The following is a 20,180-nucleotide window of genomic DNA, read 5'->3' as shown; positions in this document are numbered from 1 at the left end:
CGGAGCAAGGCCCGTCCCCCGCCTATCCCGGACACCTGCGGCAGCCTATCCCCCCTCTCCGGGCTGCCGCATCGTTTCGAGTAGAAGGCCGCCGTGGTTCCCCCTCCACCACGGCGGTCTTTTTTTGTCGTTCGCGAGGCATTTGCGCGCCTTGGTCCAATCGTCCCGGGCTTTTCGTTCGCCCAGTCTGCCTTTACGGTCCCGGCACTGAATCGAAAGGCTTCACAAATGTCCGCAGTTTCCCCCGTTCTCGATCGCCTCGACAAGAATCTCGACCAGAGCCTTGAGCGCCTGTTCGGCCTGCTCAGGATCAAGTCAATCTCCACCGATCCGGCCTATGGCGCCGACTGCCGCAAGGCGGCGGAATGGCTGGTGGCAGAGCTCAAGCTGATCGGTTTCGACGCCAGCGTGCGCGACACGCCCGGATACCCGATGGTCGTTGCGCATCATGATGGACCAGCCGGCTCGCCGCATGTGCTGTTCTACGGCCACTACGACGTGCAGCCGGTCGATCCGATCGAATTGTGGGAAAGCGATCCGTTTTCGCCCGCGGTCAAGGAAATCGAGCCCGGCCGAAAGGTGATCACCGGGCGTGGTTCGGCCGACGACAAGGGCCAGTTGATGACCTTCGTCGAGGCTTGCCGGGCCTGGAAGCAGGTGCATGGCAATTTGCCGTGCCGCATCACCATCCTGTTCGAGGGCGAGGAGGAATCCGGCTCACCGTCGCTGAAACCGTTCCTCGAAGCCAATGCCGACGAGCTGAAGGCCGATTTCGCGCTGGTCTGCGATACCAGCATGTGGGACCGCGACACGCCGTCGATCTGCGTCGGGCTGCGCGGAATGGTCGGTGAAGAGATCACGGTGAAGGCCGCCGATCGCGACCTGCATTCCGGCCTCTATGGCGGTGCCGCCGCCAACCCGATCCGCATCCTGGCCAAGGTTTTGGCTGATATCCACGACAAGGACGGCCACATCACCATTCCAGGCTTCTATGATGGCGTCGAGGAAACGCCGTCGCAGATCCTGAAATCATGGGAGACGCTTGGCGAGACGGCCGAGATGTTCCTCGGACCTGTCGGCCTGTCGATCCCGTCGGGTGAGAAGGGCCGCTCGGTGCTGGAACTGACGTGGGCGCGGCCGACGGCCGAGTTCAACGGCATCATCGGCGGCTACACCGGCAAGGGCTTCAAGACGGTGATCGCGGCGGAAGCCTCGGCAAAGGTCTCGTTCCGGCTCGTCCACAAGCAGGACCCGGCCAAGATCCGCGCCGCGTTCCAGAAATTCGTCAGGGAGCGCATTCCGGCCGACTGTTCGGTTGAATTCCACCCGCATGGCGGCTCGCCGGCAATCCAGCTTTCCTACGACTCGCCGTTCCTGGCCAAGGCCAAGAACGCGCTGTCCGACGAATGGCCGAAGCCGGCGGTGACGACCGGTGGCGGCGGCTCGATCCCCGTCGTTGGCGATTTCCAGACCTATCTCGGCATGGAATCGCTGCTGGTCGGCTTCGGCCTCGACGATGACCGCATCCACTCGCCCAACGAGAAATACGAGCTCAGCTCCTTCCACAAGGGTCAGCGCTCGTGGGCGCGGATTCTGGAGGCGTTGACGCGCTGAGGCGGCGAAACTCCAGTTTTCCTGTTGATTTTTCAGCGGATCGCGGCGAGGACGGGCCACGAGATAAAAGCGCTGCGGCACCCCTTGCGCTTCAAGGGATGCCGCAGGCTCGACCGGAGAAGACAATGGCCGACATCCGTTTCCACAAAAATGACCTGCCCGACCTTTCGCACTACAATGTCGGGGCGGTGGCCATCGACACCGAGACGCTCGGGCTCAACCCGCATCGCGACCGGCTGTGCGTGGTGCAGATCTCGCCGGGCGACGGCACGGCCGACGTGATCCAGATCGCGCCGGGCCAGAAGAAAGCGCCGAACCTCGTCAGCCTGCTGAGAAATCGCGGCGTGACCAAGCTGTTCCACTACGGCCGCTTCGACCTTGCCGTGCTTTACAATGCGTTCGGGGTGATGCCCGAGCCGGTGTTCTGCACCAAGATCGCCTCGCGGCTGACGCGCACCTACACTGACCGGCACGGGCTGAAGGACATCTGCTTCGAGCTTCTCGGCGTCGGCCTGTCCAAGGCGCAGCAGTCGTCGGACTGGGCGGCCGAGACCTTGTCGCCCGAACAGCTCGAATACGCCGCTTCCGATGTGCTCTATTTGCACCGTTTGCGCGATGTGCTGGCCGGTCGCCTGGCGCGAGACGGGCGGACGAAGGAGGCCGATGCCTGCTTCCGCTTCCTGCCGACGCGTGCCAAACTCGACCTCATGGGCTGGGACGAAGAGGATATCTTCGCCCACAGCTGATGACCTGCTTGGAACCGGATGCAGGCCGCCGCGTTCTGTCGGCTCAGTCTGGTCGGTGCAAAAGGGGATGACATGGCGGACAGAAAGCCGATAGCGACCGCGCCGACCGACGGCTCAAAGGTCTCCGTCACCTGGAAGGACAGCGACGGCGTCATCAACGAATCCATCGCGCAATATCGCGACGCCGGCTGGTGGGTCTACACCGACAGTCATACGCAAAAGAAGGTCGAGCCGACCAGTTGGCGGCCTGCCGCAAGCGACGATGACGACCAATGAGCGCGCCGCTGGCGAGGCTGGCTGCTTTCGAATAGCCTGAAGTCGTTGATATCGAGGCCGATTCGGAGTTTTCCGCTCCGCGCTCGCCCTCTTGCTCGGAGGAAATCGTCATGGGTGTCGAAAGCCTGCTCGTCTTCATCATCATTGGTGCCATCGCCGGCTGGCTCGCCGGCCTCATCGTGTCCGGCTTCGGCTTCGGCCTGATCGGCAACATCATCGTCGGCATCGTCGGCGCGTTCATCGCCGGCTGGTTGTTCCCGCGGATCGGCTTTTCCATCGGCGGCGGCGTTCTCGCTGCAATCATTCACGCAACGATCGGCGCCATCATCCTTTTGGTGCTGGTCAAGGTCCTGAAACGAGCTTGACGCTCGACAACCGAAAGAGCGCGCCATGAAACAGAATACGCTCTATCTCGTCATTGGCGCGCTCGTCGTCGTGGTCATCGCGCTCGGCATCTATGTCTATCGAGAGCAGACCAAACCGAAGGGCGTCGAGCTCAAGATCGACGACAAAGGCATTTCGATCCAGCAGAATTGATGGCATCGGACCGGTGCCGCCGACCCGTCGTCTTGTTGCGCAAACGGGCGGCGCTGATATGCCGTTGGAACCGATCCGCAAGCAATTGAATCCACATTGCTTCGATTTTTCCCGACTTAACCCGCCCTTAAATCGCCGCATCTACTCTTCAACCCGAACGCCATAGGCATCGGGGATATCAAGCACAGCGCATGGCGAACCGCAGAGACAGTCGCATCGAACCCAGTTTCGAGGGACCGCCACAGGCGAAATCCCCGGCGGGTCTTTCGGTGAACGAGGAGGATCGCGTCGTGCCGAGCAACCGCAAAGCCTCCGCAAAACGCAAGCCGGCCAAGGGGAAATCGTCGCGCGGCGGGCGCGGCAGAAGCCGGCGCGGCGTGTTCGGCGTGTTCGGCCGGCTGTTCTACTGGTGCTTCGTGCTCGCCATCTGGGGCGGCATCGCGGTGGCCGGCATCGTCGTCTATTACGGCGCCAAGATGCCGGCGGCGACGACCTGGTCGATCCCCGACCGCGCCCCCAACATCAAGATCGTTTCTGCCGATGACCAACTGCTCGCCAATCGCGGCATGAGCGGCGGCGAGGCCGTCGGCCTGCACGAAATGTCGCCCTATATCCCCGAGGCTGTCATCGCCATCGAGGACCGCCGCTTCTACTCGCATTTCGGCATCGACCCGATCGGCCTGTCGCGCGCGATGGTGACCAATTTGCTTGGCGGGCATTTCTCGCAGGGCGGTTCGACACTGACCCAGCAACTGGCCAAGAACCTGTTCCTGACGCCCGACCGCACGCTGGAGCGCAAGGTGCAGGAGGTGCTGCTGGCGCTGTGGCTGGAGCACAAGCACACCAAGGACCAGATCCTCGAAATGTACCTCAACCGGGTCTATTTCGGTTCCGGCGCCTATGGCGTCGAAGCGGCTTCGCGCCGCTATTTCGGCAAGAGCGCGCGCGACGTCACCCTGTCGGAAGCCGCATTGCTTGCCGGCCTGTTGAAGGCGCCGTCGCGGCTGTCGCCGGCGCGCGATCCGAAGGCCGCCGAAGAACGCTCGCAGCTCGTGCTTGCCGCCATGCGCGACGAGGGCAAGATCAGCGCCAAGGAGCTGACTTCCGCTATGAGTGCGCCAGCGACGCGCGCGCCGTCATACTGGACCGGCTCGGAAAATTACGTCGCCGACACCATCATGGAAGAGCTGCCTGACCTGATCGGCGACGTGCGCGGTGACATCATCGTCGACAGCACCGTCGACCTGACGCTGCAGAAACTCGCCGAACAGTCGATCCGCAAGCTGATCGACGACAGCGGCAAGAAGCTCAACGTCACCCAGGGCGCCCTGGTGTCGATCGACGATTCCGGCGCCGTGCGCGCCATGGTCGGCGGCTACGACTATTCGACCAGCCAGTTCGATCGCGCCTCGGAAGCACGCCGCCAGCCGGGTTCGGCGTTCAAGCCGTTTGTCTACATGGCCGCCCTCGAGGCCGGCCGCACGCCCGACAGCGTGCGCAACGATGCGCCGATCAAGATCGGCAACTGGACGCCCGACAATTACGGCGGCAAGTATTTCGGCAAGGTGACGCTGGCCACCGCGCTGGCGAAATCGCTGAATTCGGTCGCTGCCCAGCTGACCATGGAGGTCGGGCCGAACGCCGTCGTAGAGGCAGCACACCGCATGGGGATCCAGTCCGAGCTGCAGTCCAACACCTCGATCGCGCTCGGCACCTCGGAGGTGACGCCACTGGAACTGACATCGGCCTACGTGCCGTTCGCCAATGGCGGCTACAAGCCCGACATTCATTTCATCCGCCGCGTGACGACCGTCGACGGCAAGGTGCTTTACGACAGCGGCGGCGGCAGCGCGCCACGCGTCGTTAAGCCCGAGATCGTCGGCATGATGAACTCGATGATGACGGGGACGGTCGAGACCGGCACCGCCAGGAAAGCGGCCTTCGCCTGGCCGTCCGCCGGCAAGACCGGCACCAGCCAGAATTCGCGCGACGCCTGGTTCGTCGGCTACACCGCCAATCTCACCACCGGCGTCTGGTTCGGCAACGACGATGGCAGCCCGATGAAGAAGGTCACCGGCGGCGCGCTGCCGGCGCAGGCCTGGCACGAATTCATGGTCGCCGCGCATGAGGGCGTGCAGGTGCGGCCGCTGCCCGGCACCTGGAAGTCGACCCCCGCTGACACCATCGTGCCCGACGAGATCCCTTCGGCAAGTAACAGCCAGCCGGCGCCGGTTCCGCCTGCGTCCGTTGGCCAGCAGGCGCCGGCCGCGCAGGCGGCTGCGCCGGTGGCGCCGGTTCGCGCGGTGCGTCCCGCACAGACCGTCGATGCCGATGGCCTTGCCATGCCGGAGGATGACAGCGCCACCGCGTCGATCAAGCATCCGGTGCCACCAGGCAATGTCGGCGGTCCGCTGAAGAAGCGACAGACCTCGATCCTCGATATCCTTGGTGGCGGCTGAGCGGCAACTCGCCTCTCGCCTCCACGACAGGGTTCGGCTACATCTCCGGTCCGGAGACCTGACATGGCTGAACTCGACACCCGAAAAACCATCGTGCTGACCGGCGCCAGCCGCGGCATCGGCCACGCCACGGTCAAGCGTTTTTCGCGCGAGGGCTGGCGCGTCATCACCTGTTCGCGGCAGGCCTTTGCCGAGGATTGCCCCTGGCCGGCCGGGCCGGAAGACCACATCAAGGTCGATCTCGCCGACCAGGAGGATGTCGGCATCGCCGTGTCGGAAATCCGCCACCGGCTGGAAGCGCATGGTGGCCAGCTGCACGCGCTGGTCAACAATGCTGGCATTTCGCCCAAGCTCAAGGACGGCAACAGCCGGATGGACTCGATCGACACGCCGATGCATGTCTGGCGCGATGTGTTCCAGGTCAATTTCTTTGCGCCGATCATGCTGGCGCGCGGGCTGTTCAAGGAATTGGCGGCCGCCAAGGGCTCGATCGTCAACGTCACCTCGATCGCCGGCACCCGCGTGCATCCCTTTGCCGGCACCGCCTATGCGACATCGAAGGCGGCTCTCGGCTCACTGACGCGCGAGATGGCGCATGATTTCGGCCCGCACGGCATTCGCGTCAACGCCATTGCGCCGGGCGAGATCGACACCGCTATCCTGTCGCCGGGCACGGACAAGATCGTCGAGACGATACCGCTGAGAAGGCTCGGCACCACGGCGGAGGTCGCCGACATCATCTTCTTCCTGTGCTCGCAGCAGGCGTCCTACGTGACCGGCTCGGAAATCCACATCAATGGCGGCCAGCACGTGTGAGCGGCCGACTCAGGCTAGGACTGCTCATCCGGTTATGGTGAGAACAGCCTTGCCGCTGATGCTGCGCTGTCGCAGTGCGTCGAGGGCTTGGGCGATGTCTGTCCACGGCACGGTCAAGACCACGCGCGTTTCGAGCCGGCCAGCCGTGACCATAGCCAGCAGCGAGGCGATATCCGCGCCAATGCCCGAACCAGACGTGTAGTAGGCGAAAGTCTGAAGCCTCGCTCCTTCGTGACCCGGCACGAACTGGCGGAATCCGATGGGCGTGAGTTCGCCGCTGCTCGAGCCGAACATGACGATGGTCCCGCCAGGTGCAACGCGTTCGATCGCATTTGCGAGGCTTTCGCCGCCGACTGATTCGGCGATCAGCGAAAACGGCCCCTCTGCCAGCTCAATCGAGTCGACAACCTGCCCGGCTCCCAGGCCGCGGAGATCCTCGGCATGCCTTGCGGCTGAGACCGCGGTCACCGAAGCGCCCTGCTGGTGGGCGATCTGAATCTGGAAACGACCGACCGCACCGCTTGCACCGGTGATCAGGACCTGCTGGCCGGCCAGGTCACCGCCATGGCGCAAGGTCCTGAGCGCCGTCGTGCCCGCGACAGGAAGCGTGGCGGCGGAGACGAGGCTGACGTCATCCGGCAGGACGGCGAGACGGTCGGTTGAAACGGCGACACGCTCGGCCCAGCCGGCGTGGTCGACCAAAGCCGCAACCCGGGCGCCCACGGCTGGCCCGGAGCCATCGGCTGCTGCCCTGTCGACAACCCCGACGATATCCTGGCCGGGTATCCAGCCGTCTGGACGCATGGCGAGCAGGCGCAATTCACCACGGTTCAACGAGGTTGCATGGACCGAGATAAGCGCCTCGTTAGAGGCCGGTTGAGGCTCGTCGAGCTCCGCGAGCTTCAACCCGGTTGCGCTGTCGGGAGAGATGACCAGGGCGAGCATAGTTCATACCTCATTGCTGCGTGGTGGATGCATAGCCTTCGGGCGGCGGATATGCCCTGCACCGCGCTCCAGACGTGCTCATTCACGAGGCGGAACCTATCGACTTTCCCTCTTGAATAATTTAGATATCATCGCAATCGATCGCTAAAAACCGTCAATCATGAGACAGCCTCTCCGCTACCCCTGGCTCGATTTCGATGTGGATGCGCTTTCCGAGCCGGCGATTGCCGTGCGCGTTGAAGTCACCGAGACCAGGGCTGAGGTCCCTTCCCATTGGCACCGCAAAGGCCAACTTGTCTTCGCGCTCGGTGGCGGCGTCACCTGCCGCGTCCCCAGCGGCCTGTGGATGGTGCCGCCGCATTGCGGGGTGTGGATTCCCGGCAGTATGGAGCACAGCAATATCGCCACCGCCAACGCCCGGATTTTCTTCGTGTACATCGAGCCGGGAGCCGCCGATCTGCCGGACCGGTGCTGCACGCTGTCGATCTCGCCGCTGCTGCGCGAACTGATCGTCGAGCTGGCCGATCACGGGCAGGACGACGATCCTCGGAAGGCCATGCTGATCACGGTTCTGCTCAACGAACTGCCGCGCATGCCTGTCCAGCAGCTGCATATGCCGATATCGTCAGAGCCGCGCTTGAGCCGGATCGTCGATGCCTTGGCCGAGAATCCCGCCGACCGCAGCAATCTGGCAGAATGGGCTCGGCGTGTTGCTCTCAGCGAAAGCAGCTTGGCACGGCTGGTGGTGAAAGAGACAGGCCTGAGCTTCGGACGCTGGCGCCAGCAACTGCATCTGATCGTCGCGATACGGGAACTGGCCTCTGGGGCGAGCGTGCAGCAGGTTTCGGCAGCTCTCGGCTATGAGTCCGTCACGGCCTTCATCACAATGTTCAAGAAGGCGCTGGGCAAGCCTCCAGCACAGTATCTCAGCAGCGTCGCGCAGAATGGCGGCTCAGCATTCGTTGCGTGATCAATCTGATCGACGGCGGACTGTTGAGATCGGCTATTCAATCTGTCACCGGCCATCGGCCAGCGGCGAGCAATGGTTGTTCAGGATCGGCTAAGGCAGCGGACGGTTCAGAGGCCTCTGGTGGCTTCTGCCCCAACACCTCTTCGACAATCCCTCGTGCAATCTCGCGCTCGCCCATGATCACCGTGTCGGCGCCGAGCCCCTTGAGATGCTCGACCTCGGCGTCGGAATGGGCGCGGGCGATGACGTTGATGCCGGGGTTAGCAGCCCGCGCCCGCAGCACGATCTGGCCGGCCTCAAAGGCATTAGGGATGGCCAGGATCAGCCGCCTGGCGCCTTCGGGATTGGCGGCGGCGAACACTTCGGCATTCGCCGCATTGCCGGACACGGTCTCGATGCCGTCGGCCTTCAGCTTGGCCAGCGTCTTGTCGGCATCCTCGATGACGAGGAAGGGCAGGGCAGCTTCTTTCAGCGCCACGCCGACGAGGCTGCCGACGCGGCCATAGCCGATCAGGATGGCGTGGTTGGCGAGGGGTGACCTGGGCGGCGGCCCGTCTTCCCTGTTCGTCGCCGCCGCAACAGAGGCCACCTGGCCGGGTTCCGTCGCCGGGCCGACCGGCTTTGCCTCGACGGGTGACGCTGTCCTGGCGGCGCGGGCTTCAAGCCACGGTTTCATCCAGTCGATGGCCAGGAACATCAGCGGGTTGAGGACGATCGACAGGATGGCGCCGGCCAGGATCAGGTCGCGGCCCTGTTCGGGCAATAGTTTCAGCCCGACACCGAGTTCGGCCAGGATGAACGAAAATTCGCCGATCTGGGCCAGGCTCGCCGAAATCATCAGCGCCGTGGCCAGCGGATAACCGAAGGCAATGACGATGACGAATGCCGCCAGCGATTTGCCGATGACGATGATGGCGAGCGTCGCCAGAATCGGCCAGCCATTGCTGATCAGGCTGAACGGATCAAACAGCATGCCGACCGAGACGAAGAACAGTACGGAAAAGGCATCGCGCAGCGGCAGCGATTCCTCGGCGGCGCGATGGCTGAGCTCGGACTCGCTCATGATCATGCCGGCAAAGAAGGCGCCCAAAGCCAGCGAAACCCCGAACAGCTTGGCCGCGCCAAAGGCGACGCCAAGCGCAATGGCCAGCACGGCGAGCCGGAACAGTTCGCGCGAGCCGGTGTGGGCGACATAGTGGAGGATCCAGGGGATGACCCGGCGGCCGACGACCAGCATGACGACGACAAAGGCGACCACCTTGGCCAGCGTGATGCCGACGACGCCCCAGATGCCGTAGCTGGCCGGCAGCGACAGCAGGCCGCTCGCGTGAGCGTCCGCCGGCTCCTGGCCGCCGAGCACGCCAGCAAGGGCCGGCAGCAGCACCAGCGCCAGCACCATGGCTAGGTCCTCGACGATCAGCCAGCCGACGGCGATGCGGCCGCGTTCCGTCTCGATCAGGCGCCGCTCCTGCAAGGCGCGCAGCAGAACCACGGTCGAGGCGACAGACAGCGCCAGGCCGAAAACCAGCCCCGCGCCCATCGACCAGCCGAGCATCCAGGACAGCCCGGCACCGAGTGCGGTGGCAAAGCCGATCTGGACGATGGCGCCGGGGACGGCGATGGCGCGGACCGACAGAAGATCCTTCAGCGAGAAGTGCAGGCCGACGCCGAACATCAGCAGGATGACGCCGATTTCGGCGAGCTCATTGGCAAGGCCGGCATCGGCGACGAAGCCGGGCGTGTTCGGCCCGACCAGCACGCCGGCTACGAGATAGCCGACCAGCGGCGGAATGCGGAAGCGGTTGGCGAGAGCCCCGAAGACGAAAGCCAGCCCCAGACCGGCGACGATGGTGGCGATAAGGGGCGTGTCATGCGGCATTGTCTATGGAGCGCCTTTCAAACCAGAGATGTCGGATGTGCGCCGCCCGAAGCCGCCGCCTGTTTGCAATATGGTGGAAGGCGTGTCGACGATGCAACCCGTAAGCGCCCGAAATCGACGGCGAGGGCGCAGAAAACGAATGCCGTCAGAATTACGCAGATCATGTCACCGCCTGATCGAAAAAGGGCAGAGATGTTGCTACTTTGCTTGGGTTTTGGTGTAGGCGGCTTTAATCTACTAAATTGGTAGAATTTAGAAAAAACTGTTTTGCGATATTTTCCGTCGGGCGCTAAAAGAGGCGCAAATCAAGGCCTGCGGCAGCAGCTTGAATCCGCTCCATGTGCCAACGAGGAATATTTTTCTCTTGGCCGACAGGCTTTCAGAAAAGCGATTGCATCCCGACAAGCGATGCGCGAGTGCGTTCCTTCTGGTTTTTCGCGCCCGCGCGTAGAACTGCAGGCCTGTTCAGGATTACGCTCGCGTCCATGCCGCACACTGTTCCCAAGCTCAATGCCTTCCCCGTCTTCCTGCGGGTCGAGGGGCAAACCGTGGCCATCGTCGGCGGCGGCGACGAGGCGCTGGCCAAGGCGCGGCTGATCGGGCAGTCGAGCGCGGTCCTGCGCATCATTTCCGAACACGCCGAGCCCGACCTGTTGGCCTTCATCGTTCAGGCTGGCGCGAACCATGTGGCCGCCACGTACGACGCGTCGCAGCTCGAAGGCGCGGTCATGGTATTTGCCGCCAGCGGTGACGAGGAACTCGACCGCCGCGTGTCCGCGGACGCGCGCCGGCTGGGGATCCCGGTCAATGCGGTCGACCGGCCGGAGCTCTGCGATTTCTTCACCCCGGCGCTGGTCAATCGCGCGCCGGTCGCCATCGCCATCGGCACGGAAGGGGCAGGCCCGGTGCTTGCCCAGATGCTGCGCAGCCGCATCGACCAGCTGCTGTCGCCGTCGCTCGGGCCGCTGGCAACGCTTGCCGCGTCGTTTCGTGGTGCCGCCGAGAAGCTGCTGCCGAAAGGCAATGCCCGCCGCCGCTTCTGGAGCGACTTTTTCGGCGGCGCGCCCGCCCATGCAGTGGACGCCGGCCAGCTGTCGCAGGCACATCACGCCGCCGTCGATCTTCTGCTTTCGAACACGCCGGCTTCGGGCCATATCGCGCTGGTCGGTGCCGGTCCGGGCGCCGAGGATCTTTTGACCCTGCGCGCCCACCGCCTGCTGATGGAGGCCGACGTCATCGTCCATGACGCGCTGGTGCCGGAAGCGGTCGTTGCCATGGGACGCCGCGATGCCGAGCGCCTGCCGGTCGGCAAACGCAAGGGCTGCCACACCAAGAGCCAGGCCGAGATCAATGCGCTGCTGGTCGAACTTGGGCGCCAAGGCAAGCGTGTCGTGCGGCTGAAGTCGGGCGATCCACTGGTGTTCGGCCGGGCCGGCGAGGAGATGGCAGCACTGCGTGATGCCGGCATCGCCTATGAGGTGGTTCCCGGCGTTACCGCGGCTTTCGCCGCCGCCGCCGATTTCGAATTGCCGCTGACCTTGCGTGGCGTTTCCTCATCGATGGTGTTCACGACCGGCCACGACCTCAAGGGCAATTCGCTGCCCGACTGGGCCAAGCTTGCCATTTCGGGCGCGACCGTCGCCGTCTATATGGGCCGCTCGGTGGCGGCCGAGGTTGCCGGGCGGCTGATCGAGGCCGGTCTGTCGCCCGACACGGCGGTGGCCGTGGTCGAAAATGCCAGCCTCGCCAATCGCCGCCGCTTCCACGGCACGCTTGCCGACCTGCCGTCGCTGGAAGCGCGTGCCGATCTTTCCGGCCCGGTCATGACCATCATCGGCGATGCGGTTGCCGGCGCCAACTTTGAACGGTCCGAGCCGCTCGCGGCACACAGGCATGCGGGCGTGTCCGCAGCTGCCACTGAGGGAGTTCAACAATGAAGATACTGACCGCCAACCGCCTCAGTGACGGCATTGCCGTCTGGTATGCCGATGGCGGCTGGGCCGAGACGGTGGACCATGCCGACCTCGCGCACGACAAGGCGGCCGAGGATCGCCTGGAGGCGATCGGCGTCAAGGCCTATGCCGACAACGAAGTGGTCGACGTCAATTTGATCGACGCCGATGTCGTCAACGGCATCGTCGAGCCGGTGCGGTTGCGCGAGAAGATCCGCGCCGCCGGCCCGACCATCCGCAACGATCTCGGCAAGCAGGCTGCCCGGGCAGCTTAACAAGACAACAGGCATGGGCGGACGCGCCCTGAAAGACGAAGCATGTACCGTTACGATGAGTTCGACCACGATTTTGTCCAGGCCCGCGTCGCCGAGTTCAGCGACCAGGTCCAGCGCCGCCTTGCCGGCGAAATCACCGAGGACCAGTTTCGGCCGCTGAGGCTGATGAACGGTGTCTATCTTCAGCTGCACGCCTACATGCTGCGCATCGCGGTGCCCTATGGCACGCTGAACGGCAAGCAGTTGCGCATGCTCGGCCACATCGCCCGCAAATACGACAAGGGCTACGGCCATTTCACCACGCGCCAGAACATCCAGTTCAACTGGCCGGCGCTGTCGGACATTCCGGCGATCCTGGCGGATCTGGCAAGCGTCGAGATGCATGCCATCCAGACCAGCGGCAACTGCATCCGCAATGTCACCGCCGATCATTTCGCAGGCGCCGCCGCCGACGAGGTCGCCGATCCGCGCCCCTATGCGGAAATCCTGCGCCAGTGGTCGTCGGTGCATCCGGAATTCTCGTTCCTGCCGCGCAAATTCAAGATCGCGGTGACAGGTGCCGAGCGTGACCGCGCCGCCATCCAGACCCACGACATCGGCCTGCACCTGAAGAAGAACGCCGCCGGCGAACTCGGCTTCGCCGTCTATATCGGCGGCGGCCAGGGCCGCACGCCGATGGTGGCCAGGAAGATCCGCGACTTCCTGCCGGAGGCCGACCTTCTGTCTTACTGCACGGCGATCCTGCGCGTTTACAACCTCTATGGGCGCCGCGACAACAAGTACAAGGCGCGCATCAAGATACTCGTCCACGAGACCGGCGTCGAGGAAATCACTCGCCAGGTCGAGGCCGAGTGGCAGGAACTGAAGGACGCCGAACTGAAGCTGCCGGACGCCGATATCCGCGCCATCCAGGCCTATTTTGCGCCTCCGGCGCTTACCGACCGGCCGGACGGCGACGCAGCGGTTAAGCTGGCGCGCCTCGATTCGAAGAGCTTTTCCGATTGGCTCGACCAGAACGTGGTGACGCACCGCCATCCCGACTATGCGGCGGTGACCATTTCGCTGAAGGGTATCGGCGAGGTGCCGGGCGATGCCTCCGACAGCCAGATGGAAGCGGTCGCCGATATCGCCGAGAAATACGCCTTCGACGAGCTTCGCGTCAGCCATGAGCAGAACCTGATCCTGCCGCATGTGGCGCGTGCCGATCTCAAGGCGGTCCATGACGCACTGGTCGACATCGGCCTGGCGACGGCCAATTCCAACCTGATATCGGACATCATCGCCTGCCCGGGCCTCGACTATTGCGCGCTGGCGACAGCGCGCTCGATCCCGATCGCGCAGGAAATCTCGCGCCGCTTCGCCTCGCTGGAGCGGCAGCGCGAGATCGGCGAACTGAAGCTGAAGATTTCCGGCTGCATCAATGCCTGCGGCCACCACCATGTCGGCCATATCGGCATCCTCGGCGTCGAGAAGAAGGGCTCCGAGCTCTATCAGGTGACGCTGGGCGGCTCGGCCGACGAGAACACGTCGGTCGGTGAGATCATCGGCCGCGGCTTCAGCTCGGAAGAAATCACCGACGCCATCGAGCAGATCGTCGAGACCTATCTCGGCCTTCGGCTCAACCCACAAGAAAAATTCATCGACGCCTACCGCCGAGTCGGTCCCGCGCCGTTCAAGGAGGCGCTCTATGCTGGCGAAGCCAAGGCCGCTTGACCGTATCGTCGACGTCGATGACGGCATCGCCGCGAAAGCGGCGGGGCTCGATGCGCTTTATGGTCATCTGACCCCGCTCGAGATCATCGAACGCTCGGCCCGCGAACTGTTCCACGACGAGATCGCCGCGGTGTCGTCGTTCGGCGCGGATTCGGCCGTGCTGCTGCACATGATCTCCAAGATCGACCGGACGCTGCCGGTCATCTTCCTCGACACCGGCAAGCATTTCGAGGAGACGCTCAGCTATCGCGACGCGCTTGCCGCCGATTTCGGGCTGACCAACATACGGGTGATCAAGCCCGAAGAAGCAGCGCTCGAACGGATCGACCCGACGGGCAATCTGCACCAGAGCAATACCGACGCCTGCTGCGACGTGCGCAAGGTCGAGCCACTGGCGCGTGGCGTTGCCCCTTTCCGCGCCTGGTTCACCGGCCGCAAGCGCTTCCAGGCCTCGACCCGGGCAGCGCTTCCGGTGTTCGAGGCGGTCGGCCCGCGCATCCGAATCAATCCGCTGGCGCACTGGACGACATCGGACCAGGCGGATTACATGCGCGCGCATGCGCTGCGCGAAAATCCGCTGGTCGCCTATGGCTATCTGTCGATTGGGTGCTTCCCGTGCACGCAGCCGGTGCAGCCCGGCGAGGATGCGCGCAGCGGCCGCTGGGCCGGTCATGCCAAGACCGAGTGCGGCATTCACCTGTCGGGACTGGAAAAGTCGCTGACCGACGCATCGCTCTAGGGTATGTAGTATTCAGGTGATGCCGGCCTGCAAATGGCGGTTTCCTGCGCTTCCGGTGCTCACGTACTTAAGTACGCTCCGCTCCGGTTCTCGGAACCCACCCATTTTTGTCTCGGCCTGACCTGAATTTCACGCACCCTGGAATTCTTTTGGACTTAGGAATTTTTGATGACTGAGCCGATGACACCGGAGACCCGCCTCTGGACCCCAACGGGTTTTCGCGAGGACGAGTGGGCTCATGCCGAAAGCGCGGACGCGCTGTCCGGCAATGGCCGCTTCATCCTGCCGCTGCAGGCGTTTCTCGATCTCGATCCGGAGGTACGCCGGTCCGCTACGGAGCGGCTCGGCGTCGCGCTGCAGCCCGGCGACCAGCTCGAGAAGATCGCTCATCTGCTCGACCAGCTGTCACTGGTGGCACTGGCCTTCCCGGCCTTCAGCGACGGCCGTTCCTTCTCCAAGGGCGAATTGTTGCGCAGCCGCTATCATTTCGAGGGTGCAGTGCGCGCCACCGGCCAGGTGCTGGTCGACCAGCTGCCGCATATGCTGCGGCTCGGCTTCGACGAATTCGAGATATCTAACCCGGTGCTGTTGAAGCGGCTGGAAGAGGGCCGCACCGGTGGGTTGGGGCTCTATTACCAGCCAGCCGCCGTGCCGGAGCGCAAGGGACCAAAATATTCCTGGCGGCGCGTTCGCGTCAGCTGACGCAGCGGTAATTCGACGCGTCTTTACATCGGCTGTGATCGGGCCTTCTCTTGGTCATCCGGACGGAAACATCCGCCGGGTGTCCGGGAGGAGATCATGGATTTCGACTACGTCATTGCCGGTGGCGGGTCCGCCGGCTGCACGCTTGCCGCGCGGCTCTCGGAAGATCCATCGAAAAGGGTTTGCCTGATCGAAGCCGGCGGCGAGGGCAGAAACCTGGTCGTTCGCGCGCCGGCAGGTGTCATCGCGCTGTTGCCGGGCCGGCCGAAGATCAACAACTGGGCCTTCGAGACCGTGCCGCAGCCAGAGCTTGGCGGCCGTAAGGGGTACCAGCCGCGCGGCAAGGCGCTGGGTGGCTCGAGCGCTATCAATGCCATGCTCTACACACGCGGGCACCGCGGCGACTATGACGAATGGGCCGATCTCGGCTGCGACGGCTGGTCATGGGACGAGGTGCTGCCCTATTTCCGGCGTGCCGAAGGCAATCAGCGTGGTGCGGATGCCTTGCACGGTGGCGAAGGACCATTGCGGGTCGCCGAGCAGCAGGAGCCGCGTGCGCTCTCCAATGCCTTTGTCGAGGCCTGTGGCGAAAACCAGATCCGGCGCAACGATGATTTCAACGGCGTCGAACAGGAAGGGGCCGGACTTTATCAGGTCACGCAATTCTGGGGCGAACGCCGCAATGGCGAGCGCTGTTCGGCAGCCGCCGCCTATCTACACCCGGCGATGAGCCGGCCAAACCTCACTGTTGTCACCGGAGCGCACGCCACGGGTATCGTCCTTGAAGGCAAGCGGGCCGCCGGCGTGCGTTATCGCGCCGGCAAGAATGAAGCCGTTGCGAAAGCCAGGCGCGAGGTCATCGTCTGCGCTGGTGCCTTCGGCTCGCCACAGCTCTTGATGCTGTCCGGGATCGGCCCGGCTGTCGAGCTTGCAGCGCACGGAATTCCGATCGTCCATGAACTGCCCGGCGTCGGCAAGAACCTGCAGGACCATCTTGATTTCATCATGGGCTGGACATCGAAGAATACCGACATGATGGGAATCGGCCTGCGCGGTCTCCCTGGCCTGCTGCGGCATCTGCGGCGCTGGCGCAGGGATGGCGGCGGTATGATCGCCACCCCCTACGCGGAGGGCGGGGCCTTCCTCAAATCCGACCCGGCCATCCACCGTCCCGATCTGCAACTGCATTTCTGCATCGCCATCGTCGATGATCATGGTCGCAAGCTGCATATGGGTTATGGTTTTTCCTGCCACGTCTGCGTGCTGCGGCCGCATTCGCGCGGCGAGGTCGGGCTGTCGGCGCGGGACCCGCTGGCGCCACCGCGCATCGATCCGCGTTTTCTGTCCGACAAACGCGACGCCGAGCTGTTGCTCAGGGGTGTCAGAATGATGCGCGGCATACTGGAGGCGCCGGCGCTGGCCAAATACCGCGCCAGGGAAATCTACACCGCCGGCGTATCTAGCGATGCGGAACTGATGACCCATATCCGAGCCCGCGCCGATACGATCTATCACCCGGCGGGCACCTGCAAGATGGGCATCGATGACATGGCGGTGGTCGATCCGCAGCTCCGCGTGCGCGGCATACGGGCCTTGCGGGTGGTCGACGCCTCGGTGATGCCGACGCTGATCGGGGGCAACACCAATGCGCCGACCATCATGATCGCCGAGAAGGCGGCAGACATGATCAAGGCGGTGGCCTGAAAGGAGTTCTGGTCCAACCAGTGGCTCTATCTTCCCCCGTTTTGAAGCGATTTATAGCGATGCCACTCCCGGTCAACGGGAACTGGTCTTACCAATGGGGGATTTGTGCTTTCCCTTTCGCCGCGCTGCCCTTAGGATAGCTCCATTATTTCACCATCCGAAATAAATGTGGCCACAAGGGAGGAACCGAGAATGGCTGGCAAGAAGATACTGATGCTCGTTGGCGAGTTCAGCGAGGAATACGAGATTTTCGTCTTTGAACAAGCCATGCATGCCGTTGGCCATACGGTGCATGTCGTCTGCCCCGACAAGAAGGCCGGCGATATCCTGAAGACGTCGTTGCACGATTTCGAAGGCCACCAGACCTATACGGAAAAGCTTGGCCACGACTACATCCTCAACAAGACCTTCGCCGAGGTGAAGCCGGACGACTATGATGCCGTCTATGCGGCGGGCGGGCGTGGACCGGAATACATCCGCATCGACAAGCGGGTGCAGGCGCTGGTGCGGCATTTCCATGAGGCCGGCAAGCCGATCTTCACCATCTGCCACGGCGTGCAGATCCTGATCGCCGTCGACGGCGTGGTGCGGGGCCGGGAAGTCGCAGCGCTTCACTATTGCGAGCCGGAGGTGACGCTGGCCGGCGGCATCTACATCGATGTCGCGCCGACCGGCGCCCATGTCGACGGCAATCTCGTTTCAGCCAAGGGCTGGCCGGGCCTGTCCAATTTCATCCGCGAGTGCCTGAAGGTGCTGGGCACCGAGATCCGCCATGGCGAGATCCTGATGCGCGAAGAACGCCAGGCGGCCTGATCGCGAGCAATTTCAGGAAAAGCGGGAAACGGATTCCGTCCGGAATTGCGTCAAAACAAATTGAGGACTTCGCCAGATGCCGCCGCGCCGTAAGGTGCGGCGGTTTCTTTACGCCGCCGCCAGCGCCTCGCGGAACGACACCAGCTTGCGGCGATTTTCGTCCCACAACGCCAGTTTGACGCAGCGCAGGCTGTCAAGCAGCGTGACGCGACCGATGCCGCGCAACTCCGGATAATCCCGCAGCACTTCCTGCAGCCGGTAGCCCGGCACCTTGGCGGAGAGGTGGTGGACGTGGTGCACGCCGATATTGCCGGTGAACCAGTTCAGCACCGGAGGCAGGTCGTAGTAGGACGATCCGTGCAGGGCGGCGTGCTGGAATTCCCAGTCCGCATCCTTTGCCCATTCCGTCTCCTCGAACTGGTGCTGGACGTAGAAAAGCCAGATGCCGGCCGAACCGGCAAGGATGACGATCGGCAGATGGACAACCAGGAACGCGCCGGGACCGACGAACCAGATGAGGATAGCCGCCGCAACCGCGATGCCAAGATTGGTGGTCATTGACGACACCCAAGGGGTCAGGCCGCCGCGCATCATGCCCACGGGCAGCCTTTGCTCGAAAATGAACAGCCAGATCGGTCCCAGTCCGAACATCACCAGCGGGTGGCGATAGAGGCGATAGGCAAGGCGGCCTCGCCATGACAATTGCCGGTATTCGGCAACGGTCAGCGTCCTGATGTCGCCCATGCCGCGCTCGTCAAGATTGCCGGCGCTGGCATGATGGGTCGCGTGGGCACGCCGCCAGCAGTCGTAGGGCGTCAGCGTCAGGATGCCGAGCGCGCGGCCGATCCAGTCGTCGGCATAACGATTGGCGAAGAAGGAACCATGGCCGCAGTCGTGCTGGATCATGAAGATACGCACCAGGAACCCGGCCGCTGGAAGAACGAGGACCAGACCCCACCAATGACCGTAGGAATAGGCGGCTGAAGAGAGCGCCCAGAGCGTGACGAAGGGAATAAGGGTGATGGCGAGTTCGAGCGCGCTGCGGCGCCTGTCAGGCTTCTTGTAGCGCGCCAGAATCTTAAGCCAGGCGCGCTTGCTGTTGGCGGCCGCCTCAGGGGAAATCATGTTCATCAGGAAGCATAGGCGGGGTGTCCCGCCGCCGCAAGACAGGGATCACGCAAAATTACTGTGCGTAATTGTCGCGTGGCTCGGCGGTCGACCCGGTCAGTCCCAACTTGACCAGTTGACGATTCACACTGGAGCGCCGGTTTTTTCGGCTTCGGGGCGATCACGACTCGCGATCGAGGATGGGGCAGCCGCGCTCGGTTCCAAAAGTCACGCGCACGCGGTAGCCGTCCTGTCTGCCGCGGACGGTGATCTCGCGGCGGCCGACGGACTCTATTCTTGCCCGGCGGATGCCCATCCGTTCCGCCTTGTCGAGAGCCCGGTCTTCCGTGCAGCCTCGTGAGTGACGACGGTCGCGCCAGTCGTCGCGGCGGGTGACGTCGCAATCGTCGTAGTTGGGATCGCAATCTGGCAGGAGCTTCAGCCGCGGGCCATGTTTGCCCAATTCCAGCTGCAGACTCTCTGCCTGTGACGGAAAGGCCACCAATGCAACGGCGCCAAGACCGACAAGCGCCGACAGCAATGAGGTGATCGAAACCTTGCGCACTACGTCCTCCATGCGAATCATAACGCGTCCCTCACTAGATGGTTCGGCTCTCTCAGGCTATTGCCGATGGAGGGTTGTTGCCAGATTGATCGTTGCGTTTACTGCCGGCGCCAGCCGATGTCGCTGTCTTCCGCCCCGTCGAGGCGGTCGAGCAGCTCCCTGAGGCGGTCGGGAATGTCGGCCTCGGTGCGGAAGGCCGGCAAGGTACGCAGAAAGCGCGTCATCGCCTCGGCACCGAACTGGCGCCTGACCTCGGTGGCCAGCCGTTCTCCCTTTTCGCCTTTGTTGCGGGTCATCATCTCAAAAATCCTGTGTCAGCTTCGAAACTCCTCCAGCAGGGAAATGGTTCCCGCGTTACGCCTTCGTGG

20 protein-coding genes are annotated in these 20,180 nt (G+C 63.7%); 15 read left to right on the top strand and 5 right to left on the bottom strand.

Annotated features, from left to right (window positions below; translation table 11 throughout):
• Positions 1-228 precede the first annotated feature (228 nt).
• The 7 genes from AC0ZT5_RS18445 (at position 229) to AC0ZT5_RS18415 (ending at position 6,448) form a co-directional block, all read left to right on the top strand.
• Complete coding sequence (locus AC0ZT5_RS18445) at positions 229-1,614, top strand: M20/M25/M40 family metallo-hydrolase (RefSeq protein WP_478353421.1); 1,386 nt, start codon at positions 229-231, stop codon at positions 1,612-1,614.
• Positions 1,615-1,739: 125 nt separating this feature from the next.
• Positions 1,740-2,360, top strand: a complete 621-nt coding sequence (locus AC0ZT5_RS18440; protein WP_095084743.1) for a ribonuclease D — start codon at positions 1,740-1,742, stop codon at positions 2,358-2,360.
• A 72-nt stretch (positions 2,361-2,432) separates the two neighbouring features.
• Positions 2,433-2,636, top strand: coding sequence for a hypothetical protein (locus tag AC0ZT5_RS18435; protein WP_477285609.1), 204 nt, complete (start codon positions 2,433-2,435; stop codon positions 2,634-2,636).
• 110 nt (positions 2,637-2,746) lie between these two features.
• A complete protein-coding gene (locus tag AC0ZT5_RS18430; protein ID WP_457153965.1) occupies positions 2,747-3,001 on the top strand; it encodes a GlsB/YeaQ/YmgE family stress response membrane protein in 255 nt (84 codons plus the stop codon).
• Positions 3,002-3,026: 25 nt separating this feature from the next.
• Entirely contained in the window at positions 3,027-3,173 is a 147-nt protein-coding gene (locus tag AC0ZT5_RS18425; RefSeq protein WP_013529552.1) for a hypothetical protein, read from the top strand.
• Between the two features lie 191 nt (positions 3,174-3,364).
• Positions 3,365-5,632 carry a transglycosylase domain-containing protein gene (locus AC0ZT5_RS18420; RefSeq protein ID WP_488497577.1) on the top strand — a complete coding sequence of 756 codons (2,268 nt, stop codon included), beginning with the start codon at positions 3,365-3,367 and terminating at the stop codon, positions 5,630-5,632.
• Positions 5,633-5,695: 63 nt separating this feature from the next.
• Positions 5,696-6,448 (top strand): SDR family NAD(P)-dependent oxidoreductase, encoded by a 753-nt coding sequence (locus AC0ZT5_RS18415; RefSeq protein ID WP_095199543.1) that lies wholly within the window; start codon positions 5,696-5,698, stop codon positions 6,446-6,448.
• A gap of 24 nt (positions 6,449-6,472) precedes the next feature.
• Here the strand turns inward: AC0ZT5_RS18415 and AC0ZT5_RS18410 are convergent, their stop codons facing one another.
• Positions 6,473-7,393, bottom strand: a complete 921-nt coding sequence (locus tag AC0ZT5_RS18410; protein ID WP_488497576.1) for a zinc-binding dehydrogenase — start codon at positions 7,391-7,393, stop codon at positions 6,473-6,475.
• 160 nt (positions 7,394-7,553) lie between these two features.
• Here AC0ZT5_RS18410 and AC0ZT5_RS18405 point away from each other — a divergent pair, with 160 nt between their 5' ends.
• Positions 7,554-8,363, top strand: coding sequence for an AraC family transcriptional regulator (locus tag AC0ZT5_RS18405; protein WP_488497575.1), 810 nt, complete (start codon positions 7,554-7,556; stop codon positions 8,361-8,363).
• 37 nt (positions 8,364-8,400) lie between these two features.
• On the opposite strand, the gene AC0ZT5_RS18400 is transcribed toward AC0ZT5_RS18405, so the two are convergent.
• Entirely contained in the window at positions 8,401-10,242 is a 1,842-nt protein-coding gene (locus AC0ZT5_RS18400) for a cation:proton antiporter domain-containing protein (RefSeq protein ID WP_488497574.1), read from the bottom strand.
• A 485-nt stretch (positions 10,243-10,727) separates the two neighbouring features.
• Here AC0ZT5_RS18400 and cysG point away from each other — a divergent pair, with 485 nt between their 5' ends.
• The 7 genes from cysG to AC0ZT5_RS18365 all read left to right on the top strand — a co-directional run bounded on the left by cysG (position 10,728) and on the right by AC0ZT5_RS18365 (position 18,140).
• Positions 10,728-12,179 carry a siroheme synthase CysG gene (gene cysG / locus AC0ZT5_RS18395; RefSeq protein ID WP_488497573.1) on the top strand — a complete coding sequence of 484 codons (1,452 nt, stop codon included), beginning with the start codon at positions 10,728-10,730 and terminating at the stop codon, positions 12,177-12,179.
• Positions 12,176-12,469: a DUF2849 domain-containing protein gene (locus tag AC0ZT5_RS18390; RefSeq protein WP_488497572.1), complete on the top strand. Its 294-nt coding sequence runs from the start codon at positions 12,176-12,178 to the stop codon at positions 12,467-12,469. The genes cysG and AC0ZT5_RS18390 overlap by 4 nt, the downstream gene beginning before the upstream one ends.
• Before the next feature lie 42 nt (positions 12,470-12,511).
• The gene (locus AC0ZT5_RS18385; protein WP_477306853.1) at positions 12,512-14,182 is read left to right on the top strand and encodes a nitrite/sulfite reductase; all 1,671 of its coding nucleotides are present in this window, start codon (positions 12,512-12,514) and stop codon (positions 14,180-14,182) included.
• Positions 14,157-14,921: a phosphoadenylyl-sulfate reductase gene (locus tag AC0ZT5_RS18380; RefSeq protein ID WP_488497571.1), complete on the top strand. Its 765-nt coding sequence runs from the start codon at positions 14,157-14,159 to the stop codon at positions 14,919-14,921. Before AC0ZT5_RS18385 ends, AC0ZT5_RS18380 begins: the two co-directional genes overlap by 26 nt.
• Positions 14,922-15,089: 168 nt before the next feature.
• Entirely contained in the window at positions 15,090-15,623 is a 534-nt protein-coding gene (locus AC0ZT5_RS18375; RefSeq protein ID WP_488497570.1) for a DUF934 domain-containing protein, read from the top strand.
• Between the two features lie 96 nt (positions 15,624-15,719).
• Positions 15,720-17,327, top strand: a complete 1,608-nt coding sequence (locus AC0ZT5_RS18370; protein WP_488497569.1) for a GMC family oxidoreductase — start codon at positions 15,720-15,722, stop codon at positions 17,325-17,327.
• A gap of 192 nt (positions 17,328-17,519) precedes the next feature.
• Entirely contained in the window at positions 17,520-18,140 is a 621-nt protein-coding gene (locus tag AC0ZT5_RS18365; protein WP_184876947.1) for a DJ-1/PfpI family protein, read from the top strand.
• A 108-nt stretch (positions 18,141-18,248) separates the two neighbouring features.
• Here the strand turns inward: AC0ZT5_RS18365 and AC0ZT5_RS18360 are convergent, their stop codons facing one another.
• The 3 genes from AC0ZT5_RS18360 to AC0ZT5_RS18350 all read right to left on the bottom strand — a co-directional run bounded on the left by AC0ZT5_RS18360 (position 18,249) and on the right by AC0ZT5_RS18350 (position 20,111).
• Positions 18,249-19,271, bottom strand: coding sequence for a fatty acid desaturase (locus AC0ZT5_RS18360; protein WP_488497568.1), 1,023 nt, complete (start codon positions 19,269-19,271; stop codon positions 18,249-18,251).
• Between the two features lie 157 nt (positions 19,272-19,428).
• Positions 19,429-19,812 (bottom strand): hypothetical protein, encoded by a 384-nt coding sequence (locus AC0ZT5_RS18355; RefSeq protein ID WP_488497567.1) that lies wholly within the window; start codon positions 19,810-19,812, stop codon positions 19,429-19,431.
• A 98-nt stretch (positions 19,813-19,910) separates the two neighbouring features.
• Positions 19,911-20,111 (bottom strand): hypothetical protein, encoded by a 201-nt coding sequence (locus tag AC0ZT5_RS18350; protein ID WP_477285637.1) that lies wholly within the window; start codon positions 20,109-20,111, stop codon positions 19,911-19,913.
• Positions 20,112-20,180: the final 69 nt, after the last annotated feature.

It is taken from the genome of Mesorhizobium sp. CNPSo 4670, from assembly GCF_057784235.1.
The sequence above is the reverse complement of the archived record's forward strand: the minus strand, read 5'-3'. Positions and strand labels throughout refer to the sequence as shown.

Coding starts and splice junctions, on each gene's coding strand:
- AC0ZT5_RS18365 (WP_184876947.1), top strand. CDS start 17,520: ATGGCTGGCAAGAAGATACTGATGCTCGTTGGCGAGTTCAGCGAGGAA.
- AC0ZT5_RS18405 (WP_488497575.1), top strand. CDS start 7,554: ATGAGACAGCCTCTCCGCTACCCCTGGCTCGATTTCGATGTGGATGCG.
- AC0ZT5_RS18410 (WP_488497576.1), bottom strand. CDS start 7,393: ATGCTCGCCCTGGTCATCTCTCCCGACAGCGCAACCGGGTTGAAGCTC.
- AC0ZT5_RS18385 (WP_477306853.1), top strand. CDS start 12,512: ATGTACCGTTACGATGAGTTCGACCACGATTTTGTCCAGGCCCGCGTC.
- AC0ZT5_RS18435 (WP_477285609.1), top strand. CDS start 2,433: ATGGCGGACAGAAAGCCGATAGCGACCGCGCCGACCGACGGCTCAAAG.
- AC0ZT5_RS18380 (WP_488497571.1), top strand. CDS start 14,157: ATGCTGGCGAAGCCAAGGCCGCTTGACCGTATCGTCGACGTCGATGAC.
- AC0ZT5_RS18445 (WP_478353421.1), top strand. CDS start 229: ATGTCCGCAGTTTCCCCCGTTCTCGATCGCCTCGACAAGAATCTCGAC.
- cysG (WP_488497573.1), top strand. CDS start 10,728: ATGCCGCACACTGTTCCCAAGCTCAATGCCTTCCCCGTCTTCCTGCGG.
- AC0ZT5_RS18440 (WP_095084743.1), top strand. CDS start 1,740: ATGGCCGACATCCGTTTCCACAAAAATGACCTGCCCGACCTTTCGCAC.
- AC0ZT5_RS18375 (WP_488497570.1), top strand. CDS start 15,090: ATGACTGAGCCGATGACACCGGAGACCCGCCTCTGGACCCCAACGGGT.
- AC0ZT5_RS18420 (WP_488497577.1), top strand. CDS start 3,365: ATGGCGAACCGCAGAGACAGTCGCATCGAACCCAGTTTCGAGGGACCG.
- AC0ZT5_RS18360 (WP_488497568.1), bottom strand. CDS start 19,271: ATGAACATGATTTCCCCTGAGGCGGCCGCCAACAGCAAGCGCGCCTGG.
- AC0ZT5_RS18415 (WP_095199543.1), top strand. CDS start 5,696: ATGGCTGAACTCGACACCCGAAAAACCATCGTGCTGACCGGCGCCAGC.
- AC0ZT5_RS18370 (WP_488497569.1), top strand. CDS start 15,720: ATGGATTTCGACTACGTCATTGCCGGTGGCGGGTCCGCCGGCTGCACG.
- AC0ZT5_RS18390 (WP_488497572.1), top strand. CDS start 12,176: ATGAAGATACTGACCGCCAACCGCCTCAGTGACGGCATTGCCGTCTGG.
- AC0ZT5_RS18350 (WP_477285637.1), bottom strand. CDS start 20,111: ATGATGACCCGCAACAAAGGCGAAAAGGGAGAACGGCTGGCCACCGAG.
- AC0ZT5_RS18425 (WP_013529552.1), top strand. CDS start 3,027: ATGAAACAGAATACGCTCTATCTCGTCATTGGCGCGCTCGTCGTCGTG.
- AC0ZT5_RS18430 (WP_457153965.1), top strand. CDS start 2,747: ATGGGTGTCGAAAGCCTGCTCGTCTTCATCATCATTGGTGCCATCGCC.
- AC0ZT5_RS18400 (WP_488497574.1), bottom strand. CDS start 10,242: ATGCCGCATGACACGCCCCTTATCGCCACCATCGTCGCCGGTCTGGGG.